This window comes from Pseudomonas sp. 67(2021), from assembly GCF_017491835.1.
GTDB lineage: Bacteria > Pseudomonadota > Gammaproteobacteria > Pseudomonadales > Pseudomonadaceae > Aquipseudomonas > Aquipseudomonas atacamensis.
On the sequence record NZ_JAFGYL010000040.1, the window covers coordinates 1 to 16,647 of the forward strand.

The 16,647-nt window shown below is 61.7% G+C and carries 14 protein-coding genes and 1 tRNA gene; 8 read left to right on the forward strand and 7 right to left on the reverse strand.

Going from position 1 to position 16,647, the window contains the following annotated elements; all coding sequences use genetic code 11:
• From J5M66_RS25980 to J5M66_RS25990, 3 genes are all read left to right on the forward strand, one after another.
• Positions 1–290: DUF6124 family protein (locus J5M66_RS25980; protein WP_207817515.1), on the forward strand; the 290-nt coding region annotated here is incomplete at its 5' end.
• A 393-nt stretch (positions 291–683) separates the two neighbouring features.
• Positions 684–929 carry a type II toxin-antitoxin system ParD family antitoxin gene (locus J5M66_RS25985; RefSeq protein WP_083386978.1) on the forward strand — a complete coding sequence of 82 codons (246 nt, stop codon included), beginning with the start codon at positions 684–686 and terminating at the stop codon, positions 927–929.
• Positions 922–1,212, forward strand: coding sequence for a type II toxin-antitoxin system RelE/ParE family toxin (locus tag J5M66_RS25990; protein ID WP_016770737.1), 291 nt, complete (start codon positions 922–924; stop codon positions 1,210–1,212). Before J5M66_RS25985 ends, J5M66_RS25990 begins: the two co-directional genes overlap by 8 nt.
• 101 nt (positions 1,213–1,313) lie before the next feature.
• Here the strand turns inward: J5M66_RS25990 and J5M66_RS25995 are convergent.
• The 7 genes from J5M66_RS25995 to fdnG all read right to left on the reverse strand — a co-directional run bounded on the left by J5M66_RS25995 (position 1,314) and on the right by fdnG (position 11,302).
• Positions 1,314–1,409, reverse strand: a tRNA-Sec gene (locus tag J5M66_RS25995).
• A gap of 5 nt (positions 1,410–1,414) precedes the next feature.
• Positions 1,415–3,331, reverse strand: coding sequence for a selenocysteine-specific translation elongation factor (selB, locus tag J5M66_RS26000; RefSeq protein WP_207808930.1), 1,917 nt, complete (start codon positions 3,329–3,331; stop codon positions 1,415–1,417).
• Positions 3,328–4,740, reverse strand: a complete 1,413-nt coding sequence (gene selA, locus J5M66_RS26005) for an L-seryl-tRNA(Sec) selenium transferase (protein WP_207808815.1) — start codon at positions 4,738–4,740, stop codon at positions 3,328–3,330. The genes selB and selA overlap by 4 nt, the downstream gene beginning before the upstream one ends.
• Before the next feature lie 968 nt (positions 4,741–5,708).
• Positions 5,709–6,635 carry a formate dehydrogenase accessory protein FdhE gene (fdhE, locus tag J5M66_RS26010; RefSeq protein ID WP_125926632.1) on the reverse strand — a complete coding sequence of 309 codons (927 nt, stop codon included), beginning with the start codon at positions 6,633–6,635 and terminating at the stop codon, positions 5,709–5,711.
• A 3-nt stretch (positions 6,636–6,638) separates the two neighbouring features.
• Positions 6,639–7,304 carry a formate dehydrogenase subunit gamma gene (locus J5M66_RS26015; RefSeq protein WP_207808817.1) on the reverse strand — a complete coding sequence of 222 codons (666 nt, stop codon included), beginning with the start codon at positions 7,302–7,304 and terminating at the stop codon, positions 6,639–6,641.
• A complete protein-coding gene (gene fdxH, locus J5M66_RS26020) occupies positions 7,301–8,236 on the reverse strand; it encodes a formate dehydrogenase subunit beta (RefSeq protein WP_016774818.1) in 936 nt (311 codons plus the stop codon). The genes J5M66_RS26015 and fdxH overlap by 4 nt, the downstream gene beginning before the upstream one ends.
• Entirely contained in the window at positions 8,237–11,302 is a 3,066-nt protein-coding gene (gene fdnG, locus J5M66_RS26025; RefSeq protein WP_207808827.1) for a formate dehydrogenase-N subunit alpha, read from the reverse strand.
• A 360-nt stretch (positions 11,303–11,662) separates the two neighbouring features.
• Here fdnG and J5M66_RS26030 point away from each other — a divergent pair, with 360 nt between their 5' ends.
• From J5M66_RS26030 to J5M66_RS26050, 5 genes are all read left to right on the forward strand, one after another.
• Positions 11,663–12,817, forward strand: coding sequence for a PatB family C-S lyase (locus J5M66_RS26030; protein WP_130909639.1), 1,155 nt, complete (start codon positions 11,663–11,665; stop codon positions 12,815–12,817).
• 229 nt (positions 12,818–13,046) lie between these two features.
• Positions 13,047–13,904 (forward strand): glucose 1-dehydrogenase, encoded by an 858-nt coding sequence (locus tag J5M66_RS26035; RefSeq protein WP_016774822.1) that lies wholly within the window; start codon positions 13,047–13,049, stop codon positions 13,902–13,904.
• 87 nt (positions 13,905–13,991) lie between these two features.
• Entirely contained in the window at positions 13,992–14,603 is a 612-nt protein-coding gene (locus tag J5M66_RS26040) for a Yip1 family protein (protein WP_016774823.1), read from the forward strand.
• 42 nt (positions 14,604–14,645) lie between these two features.
• Positions 14,646–15,989 (forward strand): cation:proton antiporter, encoded by a 1,344-nt coding sequence (locus tag J5M66_RS26045; protein ID WP_206422120.1) that lies wholly within the window; start codon positions 14,646–14,648, stop codon positions 15,987–15,989.
• Positions 15,990–16,016: 27 nt separating this feature from the next.
• Positions 16,017–16,466: a hypothetical protein gene (locus tag J5M66_RS26050; RefSeq protein WP_241196164.1), complete on the forward strand. Its 450-nt coding sequence runs from the start codon at positions 16,017–16,019 to the stop codon at positions 16,464–16,466.
• Positions 16,467–16,647 lie beyond the last annotated feature (181 nt).

A 16,647-nucleotide genomic window follows, 5' to 3' on the forward strand; every position in this document is an offset into this window, starting at 1 on the left:
AACTCCACCAAGCCGCCGACTGCGCCCTCGACCACTACCTCTGCCCACCCGGCTCGACCCCACCACCGTTCAGCCCCCGCGCGATGTACGCCGTCACCGCCGACACCAAAAATGAAGACCTGCTGGCCAACGCCTGCGAAACCCTCGCCTCGGCCAAAACCATCGCCCAGGAATTCGCCGGGCTGGTCAAGCCATCGCAACGCCGGACGCTGATGGGGATTGCGCAACTGATCATGCTCGGAGAATTGGCGGTGAATCGGGTGCTGGATAATCTGGAGCTGCCGCAGTAGCGGAGCCCGATGATCGTTCCCACGCTCCTGCGTGGGAATGCCTCAACGGACGCTCCGCGTTCGGCTCCCGATGGGATCCGGAGCGTCCCGGCTGCATGCCTTTGCGCATGGGAACACTCTTCATGACCGTTCATCGCAAACCCCCTCCGACCTGTCAGAGTTGACACAGCACAAAGGCGCGCACAAAGGGGACGGATTTATTTAACCCGATGGATGTGCTCGGGCAGCAGATTCGGTCGCGGGTCTGAAAATGCAGCCTGCGGCAGTTCGAGTGATGTACGCATGAGCTGCCGAAGGCTGTGATTCGTTCTTGTAACGGCTAGGCTCATACTCGTTAGCGCACCATTAGTATGATAATTTGCGAAAAGTTCCCCACCCGCAAAAGGCCCGACCATGGCTACCGTACGAAAAACCATAACCGTGACTGACCAGCAAGACCATTGGATCAAAGCTCAAATAGAAGCGGGACATTACACCAACGACAGCGAATATATCCGCGATTTGATCCGTCGAGAGCAAGAGCGAAACGCTGAACTGGAAGCCGTCCGCGCAGCCCTTCGAGAAGGAGAATCCAGTGGTGCCCCCCGGCCATTCGATGCTGATGCTTTCAAAAAGAGAATGTTGAGGGCGCATGGCTGAATACCGACTTACCCCCGCCGCCGAAGCGGATCTTGAGGCTATCTGGACCTATACAGCTCAACAATGGGGTTTGGATCAGGCCAATCGCTACATCGACATCCTGACTGCGTCTTTCGAGCAGTTGGCTGATCGTCCCAAAACAGCACCCGCATGCGACGCGATCCGCCCCGGTTACCGACGCTGCAGCGTGGAGAGTCACGTGATTTATTTTCGAATCACCGCCTATGGGATCGCGATAATCAGAATCTTGCATGACCGGATGGAAGCGCAGCGTAATCTCTAACCTTCTTGTATCACCGAAAATCAAAAGATCGCAGCCTTCGGCAGCTCCTACAAATCGATGTAGAAGCTGCCGAAGGCTGCGATCTTTTGCTTTTGGGAGACTGGCGGAAGACAGCCGGAGTCGAACCTGCCCGGGAACGGATGCCGTCCCCAACCGGGTTTGAAGCCCGGCCGCGCCACCGGGCGCGATTGTCTTCCTGAACTCAGGGTGCGCAGGCGTTGGCCAGCGCGTTGTCGGGGCGGATCTGGCGGGATTCGCCGAGGCGGCGGGTCAGGCCGAGTCGGTCGAAATATTCCAGATACTGAATACAGCGTTTGCGTCCCAAGCCTAGCGCATCACGGAAAGTTGTCACCTCAATCGCTGGATTTTCTTCGGCGAGTTTCAGCAGCAGCGCCGCCATTTGCCGCAAGACAATGTCGCTGATGAACAGGTCGCGCACCACCTGGTGCATCAGGCCCAGCCGTGCGAGTTTGCGCAGCAGCAGGCGGACACGGACGTCGTCTTCGCCGAGCATTTTAGCCGCGTCGCGCACCCACGGCGGATCGAAACCGGCCTGTTCGAACAACGGCTGTAATTGCTGCCAGAGGATTTCATCGTCGGCATTCAGGCGCACCTGATGGTCGGGCAGGTGCAGCCAGGGGCCGCTGGCGAGGATCGAGCCGGCGCTGAGCAGTTCGTCGAGCAGGCTGATGAAGGTCGAGCGTTCCAGCGCCAGAGCGCTGAAGCGGCGCAGACGATCGCGGTCCGGGCCCATCTGGTCGGGTTCCTGTTCATGGAATCGCGCCAGTTGTGCGAGCAAGGTGAATTTCAACTGGCCCCAGCGCTGCACGTTGAACAGCAGCGGGCCTTGGCGGGTGTCGATCAGGCGGATGTTTTCCGCCAGCGTCCACTGCGCGCGCGGGCGGTTGAACTGGCGTTCCAGGCGTTGCGGGTCGAGGCCGCCGGGGCTGTGGTTGAGCAGTGCCGGCAAGGCTTGTTCGAGGCTGACACTCAGAGCGAGGGTTTGCAGTTGCGCGAGGCGTTCCGGGCTGCGACGTTGGCGCGCCGGGGCGAACGGGTCGAGGACTGTGCCGCCGCCGAGGGTGCGCTGGGCACTGGAGTCGCGCAGGATCAGCCGATCACCCTTCACCGCTTGCACCGGCGCGTTGATCAGCAGTTGCGCGAACATGCGCTCGCCGGGAGTCAGGCGCGGGCCTTGCAGCAAGGCGACCCGGGCGATGACATCTTGCGTGCCGAGGTGCAGATGCACCGGGTGAAAATGTTCAAAGGTGCGCTCGCCGGGCAACAGCTGAAAGTCGATGTCGATGCGCTGGGTCGGGGCGTGCAGCCAGTCCGCCAGCAGCCATTGGCCACGGTGGATTTGCGCCAGTTCCAGACGATCGCCGCTGAGGTTCAATGCCACGCGTTGGCCAGCGAACGCCTGTTCAGCGGCCTGATTTTGCGCGTGCAGGCCACGGATGCGCACCGATTTGCCCGCAGGCCCCAAGACAAGTTTGTCGCCCACCGCAACCGTGCCCGATAGCGCGGTGCCCGTGACCACAATCCCCGCACCGGGGACGCTGAACGCCCGATCAATCGCCAGACGAAAGCCGCCCTCACAACCGCGTGCCTGCACCTCGTTCTGTGCCTGCAATAACGCCGCGCGCAACTCACCGACGCCCTGCCCGTTCACGCTCGACACGGTAAAAATCGGCGCATCAGCAAATGGCCCGGGCGCCAGCAAATCGAGCACTTGGCGCTGCACCTCTTCCACCCTGCCCGCTCCCGCCCGGTCGCATTTAGTGATCGCCACCAGCGCGCGCGGGATGCCGAGCAGCTCAACGATCGCCAGGTGCTCGCGGGTCTGCGGCATCACCCCGTCATCCGCCGCGACTACCAGCAACACCAGATCGATGCCCTGTGCGCCGGCGAGCATGTTGTGAGTGAATTTTTCGTGCCCCGGCACGTCGATGAAGCCGGTCAGCCCGGCGCCCGCTGCGAGTTCGGCGTAGAGATAACCGAGGTCGATGGTCATGCCGCGTTCGCGCTCCTGCGGGCGGCGGTCGCCGGTTTGCCCGGTCAGCGCTTGCAACAGCGAAGTCTTGCCGTGGTCGATGTGCCCCGCTGTGCCGACGATCACCGGTCGACCTGCAATTGCGCCAACTGCGCCAGCCACGCTGGCTCATCGTCGAGCTGACGCAGATCGAGCCACAGCGCATCGTCGCCGATTCGCCCAAGCACAGGGATCGGCAATCCGCGCAACGCCGCTTCAAGATTGAGCAGATAGCGCCCGCGCCAGCGCTTGGACACTTGCGGGCGACAACACAGCGCTGCACTCGGCAGACGCGCCACCGGTTGGCTGCCGCTGCCGATCATGCCCAACGCCTCGACTGCACTGACCTGCCAGACCTCGCCCAAGACATCGGCGAGTAGCGGTTGCAAACGCACAGCCTGCGCGTGAATGTCGGCTTGCGGCCGGGTCAGCAGGCGCAGGCTCGGCAGGCGCTCGACGAGGCGATCCGGATCGCGGTACAGACCGAGCACCGCTTCCAGCGCGGCCAAGGTCAACTTGTCGACCCGCAGCGCACGCTTCAATGGATTTTTCTTGATCTTCGCGATCAGTTCTTTGCGCCCGACAATCAATCCGGCCTGCGGCCCGCCGAGCAATTTGTCGCCGCTGAAGGTGACGATGTCGGCGCCATCGAGCAAGGCCTGCCGCACCGTCGGTTCCGCCGGCAGGCCCCAGCGCGTCAGGTCGAGCAGACTGCCGCTGCCCAGATCTTCCAACAACGGCAAGCCATGAGCGTGCGCCAACTCGGCCAGTTCCGCAGTCGGCACCCGCGCGGTGAAGCCTTCGATGCTGTAGTTGCTGGCATGCACGCGCATGATCAAACCGCTGCGCGGACTGATCGCCGCTTGGTAATCCCGGGCATGGGTGCGGTTGGTGGTGCCGACTTCATGCAGCCGCACGCCGGCGCGGGCCATGATGTCGGGGATGCGGAAGGCGCCGCCGATTTCGATCAGCTCACCGCGCGAGATGATGCCTTCCTTGCGCGCGCCGAGGCTGTTCAGCGTCAGCAGCACGGCAGCGGCGTTGTTGTTGACCACGGTCACCGCTTCAGCGCCGGTCAGTTCGCGGATCAGGCCTTCGATCAGATCGTCACGATCACCGCGCTTGCCGCTGGCCAGATCGAACTCGAGATTGAGCGGATAGCGTGCGGCCATTTGCACCGCTTCGATGGCTTCCTCCGGCAGCAAGGCGCGGCCGAGATTGGTGTGCAGCACCGTGCCGGTCAGGTTGAATACCCGGCGTACCTGACTGCGCTGCTGTTGCGCCAAGCGTTCGCCGACGCGGCCGGCGAGCACTTCGGGGCCAATTTCCACTGCCGCCAATTGCCCGCTCAACACGCCGGGCCTTAGCTCATCGAGCAACTGACGCAGACCCGTCAGCAACGAATCTCGGCCGTAACGCTCGGCCAACGGCGCGCACGCCGGATGACGCAACAAGCCATCAATAGACGGCAACCGCAGGGCAACGCTGGAAGACATCAGCCACTCCTGATTTCACTGAAACAATCCCTTTTGGGAGCAAGCTTGCTCCCAAAAGGGTTTCAGAAGTGTAGACGCACTGCCGGAGCGAGCCTGCTCGCGAATGCGGTGTGTCAGTCAATGTGGATGTGGCTGGCCTGACGCCTTCGCGAGCAGGCTCGCTCCCACAGAGAAATCCGGGGCTGACCGGGCTTTGTGATTCGGCACACAAATCTGTGGGAGCTGGCTTCCCAGCGATTGCGGTGGGTCAGTCAAAGAAGGCGGTGGATGTGCCGACCGAATCGCTGGCAAGCCAGCTCCCACAGGGATTCGGGGTGGAATGAACATTGTTGGTCACCACAAAAAACCTGTGGGAGCGAGCCTGCTCGCGAATGCGGTGTGTCAGTTAGTGTGGTTGTCGCTGACCAGACGCCTTCGCGAGCAAGCTCGCTCCCACAGAGAAATCCGGGGCTGACCGGGCTTTGTGATTCGGCACACAAATCTGTGGCTGGCTTGCCAGCGATTGCGGTGGGTCAGTCAAAGAAGGCGGTGGATGTGCCGACCGAATCGCTGGCAAGCCAGCTCCCACAGGGATTCGGGGCTGAATGAACATTGTTGGTCACCACAAAAATCTGTGGGAGCGAGCCTGCTCGCGAATGCGGTGTGTCAGTCAATGTGGAGGTGGCTGACCTGACGCCTTCGCGAGCAGGCTCGCTCCCACAGAGAAATCCGGGGCGGACCGGGCTTTGTAACCGGCACACAAGCCAGCTCCCACAGGGATTCGGGGTGGAATGAACATTGTTGGTCACCACAAAAACCTGTGGGAGCGAGCCTGCTCGCGAATGCGGTGTGTCAGTCAATGTGGAGGTGGCTGACCTGACGCCTTCGCGAGCAAGCTCGCTCCCACAGAGAAATCCGTGGCTGACCGGGCTTTGTGATTCGGCACATAGACTTGTGGGAGCACACCCCCTCCCACAATTTTGCTCTGGTCAGTCGTCTCCCGGCGCCAGCAGCAGATTGGGCGCCAGACGCTGATAGCCGTCCTGGGCCAGACGCATGTCCAGCAGTAAACTGCCGAGATCTGCCGACAACGCTTCGGCTTCGGCGTCGTTCTCCAGGTAGAGCAATTTCAGGTAGCTGTTGCAGCTCGGGCAGACTTCGGCGCGCAGCGGGGCCTGTTCCGCGCTGTGCCGATCATCTTCCTGGCTCAGGTACTCGAGGCCTTTGCTCTGCTCGCAATACACGCACTTGACCCGCACCACATGCCATTCGCAGGCGCACAGCGAACACACCAGATAGCGCAAACCGTTGTGCTTGCCGCGATGGCGAATCACCCCGGCCATGGCCGGTGAACCACAGGCCGGGCATTGGCTGAGGCTGTCGCCGGGTTTCAGTTGCAGTTGCGGCACGCTGAGCAGCCAGTGGCTCCAGGCGGTTTGCAGCGCCGCGCCGAGAAACGGCACCAGCGCCGCTGGCACCAGCGAATATTGACCGCTGACCAGCGCCACTGCCCACGCGCGCAACTGGCCGGGACTGGCGCCGCGCAAAGTATCCAGCGCGTCGATCACCGCAGGCTGATCCGCTGGCGCATAGCGCTGCAGCAAAGCATCCAGCCACGGCTGCCAGGCATCCTCGCGCACCAAGGTGTCTGCGGCGAACGGCGGCAGACCGTGCTGCTGACAGGCCTCGAAACGCTGTGCATCGAATGGCGCCATCAGCGGCGGATCGTCGAACACCTGCTGCTGCGCCCGGCACAACCCGGCCATCAGCCGCAGATAATCCGCCAACCCATTGCCCTCGGCCAGACGCTCAAGGCGCTCGGCGCGCAGGGCAAACAGGTTACGTGGCGGCAGATACAGAAACGGCGGCGAACTTGCCGCCGCCTCGATTTCCCCAGGTTCAAGAATGCTTGGCAAAAGTCAGCCCTTTTTCGTCAGCGGTCGCTCGGGCACGTCCCGAGACTGTTCGTCGCGGGTCACCTCGCGGTACCACAGTGCATGGTGTTTCTTCGCCCACGGCCGACTGACCCAGCCATGCAACATGGCGTCGACCGAACCCTTGATCCACAAACCGGCGTAGATGTGCACGATGATGCTCAGCACCAGCACGAACCCGGCCAGTGCATGCAACAGCATGGCCCAGCGGATCGTGGTGATGCCGAAATACGCGCTGAACCACGCGCGCCAGATCACCAGCCCGGTGAACAGCAACGCGAGCATGCACAGCAGTAAAGTCCAGAACAGCAACTTCTGTCCGGCGTTGTATTTGCCCACCGGCGGCACGCTTTCCTCGTCGTTGACCATCACCCGATTGATCCGCCGCAGCCACTGGCGGTCATTGGCGATGAAGAAGTTGGTGCGCCAGAAGCTGAACACCAGGCCGAGGAACAGCACGAACATGGCGATGCCCATGTACGGGTGCAGGATCCGCGTCCAGGTGCCGCCGCCGAACAGGTTACTCAGCCAGAACAGCGACGGATGAAACAACGCCAGCCCGGACAACCCGGCCATGAAAAACAGGATCGCCACCAGCCAGTGATTGGTCCGCTGGTTGGCGCTGTAACGCAGGATCGTCTTGTTGCTCATGGCCGCTCCTCCCCGCGTGGATCGAAGGTGTGCACCGCCGGGTCGACCACGTGCACCGAGGTGTCGGGTGGCGTCGGATGTTCATCCTCCTCGACGCGATTCGGGCCGATGCGCACGTAGTGGAAGAACCCGGCCAGCACCGCCGCGCCCATCGCCAGCAGGCCGAGGGGTTTGCTGATGCCTTTCCACAAACCCACCAGCGGACTGATCGCCGGGTGATCCGGCAAGCCGGCGTAGATTTTTGGCGTATCGGCGTGATGCAGCACGTACATCACGTGGGTGCCGCCGACGCCTGCCGGGTCGTACAAACCAGCGTTTTCAAAGCCACGGCTTTTCAGGTCGACGATGCGTTCAGCGGCGTGTTCCTTCATGTCTTCCTTGGTGCCGAAGACGATCGCGCCGGTCGGGCAGGTTTTCACGCAGGCCGGCTCCAGCCCTACCGCGACCCGATCGGAACACAGCGTGCATTTGTAGGCCTTGTGATCCTTCTGCGAAATGCGCGGGATGTTGAACGGGCAACCGGTGATGCAATAGCCGCAACCGATGCAGTGATCCTGATCGAAATCAACGATGCCATTGGCGTGCTGAATGATCGCCCCGGGGCTCGGGCACGCGGCCAGGCAACCGGGCTCGGCGCAGTGCATGCAGCCATCCTTGCGGATCAGCCACTCAAGGTTGCCGGCGTCGGTTTCGTGCTCGGTGAAGCGCATCAGCGTCCACGAATCCGCCGTCAGATCCTGCGGATTGTCGTAGGTGCCGTGGTTGTGGCCGACCTCGTCGCGCAGCTCGTTCCATTCCGAGCAGGCGACCTGGCAGGCCTTGCAACCGATGCATTTGGTCGTGTCGATCAGCTTGGCAACGCCCTGCTGAGTCCTCACCGACGGCGGCACGGTGGTGGTGGCCGAGCGGGCAATGATGTCTTGGCTGGCCATTTACAGTTTCTCCACGTTGACCAGGAATGACTTGGATTCCGGGGTCTGAGTGTTGCCATCGCCGAGGAACGGCACCAGGGTGTTGGTCAGGTAACCGTGCCGCGTCAGGCCGGTGAAACCCCAGTGCAGCGGGATTCCGATCTGATGCACGACCTGGCCGTTGACCTGCAGCGGCCGGATCCTTTTCGTCACTACCGCCACCGCCTCGATAAAGCCGCGCTTGCAGCTGACCCGCACGCGATCACCGGCAGCGATGCCCTTCTCGTTCGCCAGCACCTCGCCGATTTCGACGAATTGCTCGGGCTGAGCGATCGCGTTCAACTTGCAGTGCTTGCTCCAGAAGTGGAAATGCTCGGTAAGCCGGTAGCTAGTGCCGGCGTACGGGAAGTCCTTGGCCTCGCCCAGGGTTTCCCAGACCGAATCAAAGATCCGCGCCGCCGGGTTGCTGGTGGCCTTCTTGTTCTGCGGGTGCAGCGGGTTGATGCCGATCGGCGTTTCGAACGGCTCGTAGTGCTCAGGGAATGGACCTTCGTTCATCTTGTCGACGGCGAAGAACCGCGCGACGCCTTCGGGGTTCATGATGAATGGGTTCATCCCGGCTTCCGGCGGCACGTCGGCCTTGTAGTCAGGGACGTCGGTGCCGGTCCAGGCCTTGCCGCTCCACCACACCAGCCGCTTTTTCGGGTCCCACGGTTTGCCCGCCGGATCCGCCGAGGCGCGGTTGTAGAGAATCCGCCGATTGGCCGGCCATGCCCACGCCCAGCCTTGATGCTGGTGCATGCCAAATGGGTCGGCGTTATCACGACGGGCCATCTGATTGCCGGCTTCGGTCCAGCTGCCGGCGAAAATCCAGCAACCGGACGCGGTGCTGCCGTCATCTTTGAGCAAACCGAAGCCGGCCAGTTGCGTACCGGCCTTGACCGTGACGCCGCTGGCATCGGTGAAATCGCTGACAGCGGTGCCGTTGATTTCCCGCGCCAGTTCTTCCGGCGAAGGCTCGTCGGGGATCTTGTACGGCCACGACAGTTTCAGCAGCGGATCAGGAAACTTGCCGCCTTCGGTCTGATAACGCTGGCGCAGGCGCAGGAACAATTCGCTCATGATGCGAATGTCAGTCTGCGCTTCGCCGGGGCCGTCGGCACCCTTCCAGTGCCATTGCAGCCAGCGGCTGCTGTTGACCAGCGAGCCGTCCTCCTCGGCAAAGCAAGTGGTCGGCAGGCGAATGACTTCGGTCTGGATTTCAGCGGTTTTCACGTCGTTGTACGGTCCGACGTTCTGCCAGAACTCCGAGGTTTCCGTGGCCAGCGGGTCCATCACCACCAGCCACTTGAGCTTGGCCAATGCGCCCATCACGCGGTTCTTGTCCGGCAACGCGGCGATCGGATTGAAGCCTTGGCAGAAGTAGCCGTTAACCTTGCCCTGGCTCATCAGGTCGAACATTTTCAGCACGTCGTAATTAGGGATGTCGAGCTTCGGCAAATGGTCGAACAGCCAGTTGTTCTCGGCGGTGGCATTGGCGCCGTACCAGGATTTCATCAGGCTGACGTGGAATTTGCTGTAGTTCTGCCAATACGAGAGCTGCCCCGGTCTTAGCGGAACCTGTGTGCGTTTGAAGATGAACTGACCGTAGTCCTGCTCGCTGTCGCTGGGCAGCGTGAGGTAGCCGGGCAAGGCGTTGGACAGCAGACCGAGGTCGGTCAGGCCCTGGATGTTCGAGTGCCCGCGCAGCGCATTGACGCCACCGCCGGGCATGCCGACGTTGCCCAACAGCAGCTGCACCATCGCCGCGCTGCGGATGATCTGCGCGCCGATCGAGTGCTGCGTCCAGCCGAGGGCATAGAGAATCGTCATGGTCTTGCCCGGTGTCGAGCAGGTGGCGATCTCTTCCCAGATTTTCTGCATCGCGTCGACCGGCATGCCGCAGATCTGGCTGGCCAGCTCAATGTTGTAGCGGCTGTAATGCTGCTTCATCAGTTGATAGACGCAGCGCGGGTCTTGCAGGGTCGGGTCGACGCGGACGAAACCGTCCTCGGCGAACTCGTAGCCCCAGCCGGACTTGTCGGTATAGCTGCGTTTTTCCGCGTCATAGCCGCTGAACAGGCCGTCTTCGAAGCCATAACCGGCTTTGACGATGAACGACACGTCGGTGTAATTGCGCACGTATTCGTGCTGGATCTTGTCCTCGGTCAGCAGGTAATTGATCAGCCCGCCCATGAAGGCGATGTCGGTGCCGGTGCGGATCGGCGCGTAATAGTCGGCCACCGAAGCGGTCCGGGTAAAACGCGGATCGACCACGATCAGCCGCGCGGCGTTGTGCGCCTTGGCCTCGGTCACCCATTTGAAGCCGCACGGATGCGCTTCTGCTGCGTTGCCGCCCATTACCAGGATCAGATTCGCGTTGGCGATATCGGTCCAGGTGTTGGTCATGGCACCACGGCCGTACGTCGGGGCAAGACTTGCCACCGTCGGGCCGTGTCAGACACGCGCCTGGTTATCGAACCCCAGCAGGCCGAGGCTGCGAATCACCTTCTGGGTGATGTAGCCGGCTTCGTTGGATGCCGCCGATGCCGCGAGGAAACCGGTGGTCAGCCAGCGATTTACCGTCTGCCCGTTGGCATTTTTCTCGATGAAGTTGGCGTCGCGGTCGGCTTTCATCAGGTCGGCGATGCGATCGAGGGCTTCGTCCCAGCCGATACGCGTCCATTCATTGCTGCCGGGCTTGCGCACCTGCGGATACTGCAAGCGGCCGGGGCTGTGAATGAAGTCGAGCAGGCCCGCGCCTTTCGGGCACAGCGTGCCGCGATTGACCGGGTGGTCGGCGTCGCCTTCGATGTGAATGATGTTTTGCGCCACGTTCTTGCCGGCATCGCCCTGGCTGTACATGATCAAACCGCAACCGACCGAGCAATACGGGCAGGTGTTGCGGGTTTCACGGGTGTGGGCGAGCTTGAAGTGACGCACCTGCTCGGCGAAGGCCGCCGTCGGGGCCATGCCCAACGCGCCCAGGCTTGAGCCTGCAAGGCCGATACCGGCGACCTTGAAGAACTGACGACGGCTGAGATCCATCGTGCACTCCTGATCAGGTGGAACCCGGTACTTGTGCCGGGCTTTATCTGGACAATCACGGTTGCGACGCCTTGGCGCCGACTTTTTCACTGTAGACAAAGACCTTGCCGATTGTGTGAAAACCGACCGTCGGGTGTTTCATCTGCAATCTCGAGGTGTTGATCGTTCCCACGCTCCGCGTGGGAATGCCTCAAGGGACGCTCCGCGTTCCACTGGGACGCAGAGCGTCCCGGGCTGCATTCCCACGCGGAGCGTGGGAACGATCAGTCAGATCGCTATTGCGAGCAGGCTCACTCCTACAGGGAACGAGTTGCGCATAGAATGTCCGGCAGAACCAATCCCGCCTTGACGAGACCGCGCATGACTTTCGATTTTGATCAGCTGTTCGACCGCCACCACACTGGCAGCACCAAGTGGAGCCGCTACCCGGCCGATGTGTTGCCGATGTGGGTCGCTGACATGGATTTTGCTGCGCCGCCGGTCATCGTCGAAGCCTTGCAACAGCGCCTGCTGCACCCGTTGCTCGGTTACAGCGTGGCCCAGGACAACCTGCGTGAAGCGATCGTCGCCGACCTGTGGAACAAGTATTCATGGCAGGTCAAACCGCAGGAGCTGATCTTCCTGCCGGGTGTGGAATCGGGCTTCAACATGGCGCTGAAGGCTTTGGTCCAGGCGCAGCAGAATGTCGTCGTGCAAGTGCCTAACTACCCGCCGCTGCGCCATGCGCCGGGGCATTGGGGCCTGAACAAGGTCGAGCTGGAATTCAACGCCCAGGCCGATGGCACCTACGCCACGCCATTGGACGCACTGCGCGAGTCGCTGAAAGGCGGCGGCGCCCTGCTGTTGAGCAACCCGCACAACCCGATCGGCAAGGTCTTCGCCCGCGAAGAATTGCAGGCAGTGGCGGATATCTGCGCAGCGCAGGACGCGTGGATCATCTCCGACGAGATTCACGCCGAACTGTGCTTCGACGGCCGCGTGCACATTCCCACCGCATCGCTGAGCCCCGAGATTTCCAAACGCACGATCACCCTGATGTCGGCGAGCAAGGCCTACAACATCGCCGGGCTCAAGACCTCGTTCATGATCATCCAGGACGCCGGTCTGCGCGAACGCGTCAACCACGCTCGCTGCGGCATGGTCGACAGCGTCAACCCGCTGGGCATGGAAGCCACCCGCGTCGCCTACAGCGAAGCCGCGCCGTGGCTCGCCGAACTGAAAACCTACCTGCAGGCCAACCGCGACTGGCTGGTAGACGCGGTGCGCACGCGCCTGCCGGGCGTGACCATCAATGTGCCGCAGGGCACGTATCTGGCGTGGCTCGATTGCACCGCGCTGGACCTGCCGGATCCGCAGCGGTTCTTCCTCGAACAGGGCAAGGTCGGCCTGAGCGCGGGATTGGATTTTGGCGACCGGCATCAGCAGTTTGTGCGTTTGAACTTCGGTTGCCCGAGGGCGTTGCTGGAAGAAGGGATTGCGCGGATGGAGCGGGCTTTGGCTAACCGCAATCTCTGATCCTGCCCCGAGATTCCCCTGTGTAAGTGATCCCCTGTGGGAGCGAGCCTGCTCGCGAAAGCGTACTGTCAGTCGACATATTTATCGTCTGACAGACGCTTTCGCGAGCAGGCTCGCTCCCACATTGGTTTTGCATAGCCAACCAAAATCCAGCGCAAATCCGATCGAACTCAAGGCAAAGCCACCGGGTCAACCCGGAACACTGGCCTTGAAATCAGGAGACCCTGTGATGACTGACTATCCAAAACCACCCTTCCCGAAACAAGCCCAACCGGTGCCCGGCTCGCAACGCAAGATGGAGCCGTATCCAGACTGCGGCGAGCAAAGTTACGTCGGTTCCGGCCGTCTGGCCGGCAAGATTGCGCTGATCACCGGCGCTGACAGCGGCATCGGTCGCGCAGTGGCGATTGCCTTCGCCCGTGAAGGCGCCGATGTCGCCGTGGCTTACCTGAATGAACACGAAGACGCCAAGGAAACCGCACGCTGGGTCGAGCAGGCCGGGCGTCAGTGCATCCTGCTGCCGGGCGATATCGCCGAGAAAGCGCAGTGCCAAGCGCTGGTCGACAAGACTGTCGAGCGCTTTGGCCGCATCGACATTCTGGTCAACAACGCCGCGTTCCAGATGACCCATGAAAACTTTGAAGAAATCCCCGATGACGAATGGGTGATGACCTTCGACGTGAATATCACTGCCATGTTCAGGATCTGCCAGGCGGCGATCAAACACATGCGCCCCGGTTCGTCGATCATCAACACCAGCTCGGTCAACTCGGACATGCCCAAGCCGACCCTGCTGGCCTACGCCACCACCAAAGGCGCGATCGCCAACTTCACCGGTGGCCTGGCGCAGATGCTCGGACCGAAGGAAATTCGCGTCAACAGCGTCGCACCCGGCCCGATCTGGACGCCGCTGATCGTCTCGACCATGCCCGATGAAGAAGTGCAGAACTTCGGCGGCAGCACCCCGCTCGGCCGTCCCGGCCAACCGGTGGAAGTCGCGCCGATTTACGTGCTGCTGGCCTCCGACGAAGCCAGCTACATCACCGGCCAGCGCTACGGCGTGACCGGCGGCAAACCGATGCTGTAACCGTGCAGCAGAAAAACTGAACCCGAGCGGCATGGCATCTCTCCATACCTGTATGCGCCTACGGGCCAACAGGAACAGGAGGTTGTCATGTCCGCCCCCCTCGTCAGACTCTTCACCCAACCCAACTTCGCCTGGACCGATATCCGCCGCGAAGAAGAAACCCATCCCCGCCACTATCTCGCGCATCTGCTGCTGCTCGCGCTGATTCCGGCCGTGTGCCTGTTCATCGGCACCACCCAGGTCGGCTGGAGCCTCGCCGTGGGTGAAAACGTGCGATTGAGCACGGCCAGCGCCTTGCAACTGAGCGTGTTGCTGTACGTGACGATCGTCGCGGGTGTCGCGATTATCGGCGGGTTTATCAGATGGATGTCGCGATCATTCGATGCGCGGCCAACGCTCAATCAATGCATCGGTTTTGCCGCCTACACGGTGACGCCGTTTTTCCTCGCCGGGATTGCCGGGCTGTACCCGAGCCGCTGGCTGGCGATTCTGGTGCTCGGCGCCGCGTCGATCTATTCGACGTTTCTGCTGTTCGTCGGCTTGCCGACCTTCATGCATGAGCGCAAGGAGCAAGGCCTGCTGTATTCGGCGTGCGTGTGGGGCGTCGGCCTGCTGGTGCTGGTGACCATGCTGGTGTCGATGATTCTGCTGTGGTTCAACGTGCTCATCCCCGAGTACCTGCGCACGACCGTGAGCTGACCCGGTGCGCCTGCCCTTGGAAATTCGCTGCTGTGAGCCGTCATGAGTTTCGGCGTATGGGTCGCGGTGCTCGGCGCCGTGCTGCTGACGCTGGCCCTGACCTCCTCATGGTTGCGTTGGATGCCGGTCACCACCTCGGCGGTGTGCCTGCTGCTGGGCATCGCCATCGGCCCCAGCGGCCTCGACCTGCTGCAATTGCCGCTGGAAGAATCGTCGTTGTGGATGGAGCACCTGACGGAAGTCGCGGTGCTGTTTTCCTTGTTCGTCTGCGGTTTGAAATTGCGCCTGCCGCTGGGCAACAAGACCTGGCGCATCGCTTTTGGTCTGGCCGGGCCGGTGATGATTCTGACGATTATCGGCGTGTGTCTGCTGTTGCACTGGGGCCTGCAATTGCCGTGGGGGCCTTCCCTGCTGATCGGCGCGATTCTGGCTCCGACCGACCCGGTGCTCGCCGCACTGGTGCAGGTCAATGATGCCCAGGACGTCGACAGCGTACGTTTCGGCCTCTCCGGAGAGGCCGGGCTCAACGATGGCGTGGCTTTCCCTTTCGTGATTCTCGGTCTGCTTTTGCTGCACGGTGACGGAAGTGCTGGCGAATGGCAGCACTGGGTGGTTCGCAGCCTTTTGTGGGCGGTGCCGGCGGGTTTGCTCACCGGTTACTGGATGGGGCGCGGCATCGGCCGCATCGCCCTGCTGCTGCGCATTCACAACGAGGACAGCACCCTCGGCCCCAACGATTACCTGACCCTCGCGCTGATCGCGCTGTCCTACGTGGTCGCCGACGCCATTGGCGGCTACGGCTTTCTCGCGGTCTTCGCTGCTGGCCTTGGGCTGCGTCAGGAGGAAGTCAAATCCACGGGCATCACCCAGGCACCTGCCGAGCATCTGGTGCAGCCGGTGGTCGGTCATCAGAACGTCGAACCGCAGAACGCCGTGCATGGCGACACGGAGAAGCTGGAAGACAGCCAGGTCGCGGCCGGGATCATGATGGGTGACATGTTGGCGTTCGGCAGTCTGGTCGAGCGGGCGATGGAAGTATTTCTGGTAACCCTGCTTGGTGTTGTGCTGATTGCCCACTGGGACTGGCGGGCGTTGTGGATCGGCGCCGTGCTGTTTTGCCTGATCCGCCCGCTGAGCGTGGCACTGATGCCATGGGGCAATTTGCTCAACGGACCGCAGCGTTTGTTGATCGGCTGGTTTGGCATACGCGGCATCGGCAGCCTGTTCTATCTGTTCTTCGCCTTGAACCACGGTCTGGATTCAGACGTGGCCAAGGTCTGTACCGACATCACTTTGTCAGTAGTGGCCCTGAGCATTCTGCTGCATGGCATCAGCACACAACCGATGCTGGCGCGCTATGAACGCCTGAAGCAACGAAAAAGCTGATTCTTCGGCCGCTGCGCTTGGCTGGAAATGATCGAAGATTTTTCTGCAAAAAAATGGATCGCCGGGCGCGACCCAAGGGTCACAACTTTAACCGCGCCAATCATCAGCGCGGCCCGGCAGGTTAGGTTCCCCTGCGGTGAACAGCCTATTAAACGGAACCCCGACACAAACAAGGTCACGGTCATGAACGAATGCTCGACTCCTGCGCAAATCAAGGCTTGCAGAGCACTGGCTCTGGAACGCAATCGTCAACTGTTCGAAGAAGCCCACGAACTGAACCGAGCGGCCAACGCGCTGCTGGAACAGACGCCGACCGACTTCGAACGCTTTGAGCAATACCGGGCACTGCGCAAGAAAGCCGATGCGAAATTTGAAGATGCGATTGATCATCTGTGTGTGCTGAATGAGGATTTCCCGCCGATTCCGGCGGCGGTGCAGAATGCTGTAACTGCGCGGCGTGAGCTGGAAACTGCGTAATAAAAGTCAAAAGCCCCTCACCCTAGCCCTCTCCCCGAGGGAGAGGGGACTGACCGGGGTGTGTTTCGTTATTCATCGACCTGAAAAATCGAGTCGAATACAAATTTTGAAAAGCGTGAAAATCTGCTCCCTTTCCCCCTCGCCCCCTTGGGGGCGGTCCGACGTTTCGGGAGGGCTGGGG

What these genes read in the sequence shown, in the direction of transcription:
- J5M66_RS25985 (WP_083386978.1), top strand. Translation starts at nt 684, where the DNA reads ATGGCTACCGTACGAAAAACCATAACCGTGACTGACCAGCAAGACCAT.
- J5M66_RS25990 (WP_016770737.1), top strand. Translation starts at nt 922, where the DNA reads ATGGCTGAATACCGACTTACCCCCGCCGCCGAAGCGGATCTTGAGGCT.
- selA (WP_207808815.1), bottom strand. Translation starts at nt 4,740, where the DNA reads ATGTCTTCCAGCGTTGCCCTGCGGTTGCCGTCTATTGATGGCTTGTTG.
- J5M66_RS26015 (WP_207808817.1), bottom strand. Translation starts at nt 7,304, where the DNA reads ATGAGCAACAAGACGATCCTGCGTTACAGCGCCAACCAGCGGACCAAT.
- fdxH (WP_016774818.1), bottom strand. Translation starts at nt 8,236, where the DNA reads ATGGCCAGCCAAGACATCATTGCCCGCTCGGCCACCACCACCGTGCCG.
- J5M66_RS26030 (WP_130909639.1), top strand. Translation starts at nt 11,663, where the DNA reads ATGACTTTCGATTTTGATCAGCTGTTCGACCGCCACCACACTGGCAGC.
- J5M66_RS26035 (WP_016774822.1), top strand. Translation starts at nt 13,047, where the DNA reads ATGACTGACTATCCAAAACCACCCTTCCCGAAACAAGCCCAACCGGTG.
- J5M66_RS26040 (WP_016774823.1), top strand. Translation starts at nt 13,992, where the DNA reads ATGTCCGCCCCCCTCGTCAGACTCTTCACCCAACCCAACTTCGCCTGG.
- J5M66_RS26045 (WP_206422120.1), top strand. Translation starts at nt 14,646, where the DNA reads ATGAGTTTCGGCGTATGGGTCGCGGTGCTCGGCGCCGTGCTGCTGACG.
- J5M66_RS26050 (WP_241196164.1), top strand. Translation starts at nt 16,017, where the DNA reads ATGATCGAAGATTTTTCTGCAAAAAAATGGATCGCCGGGCGCGACCCA.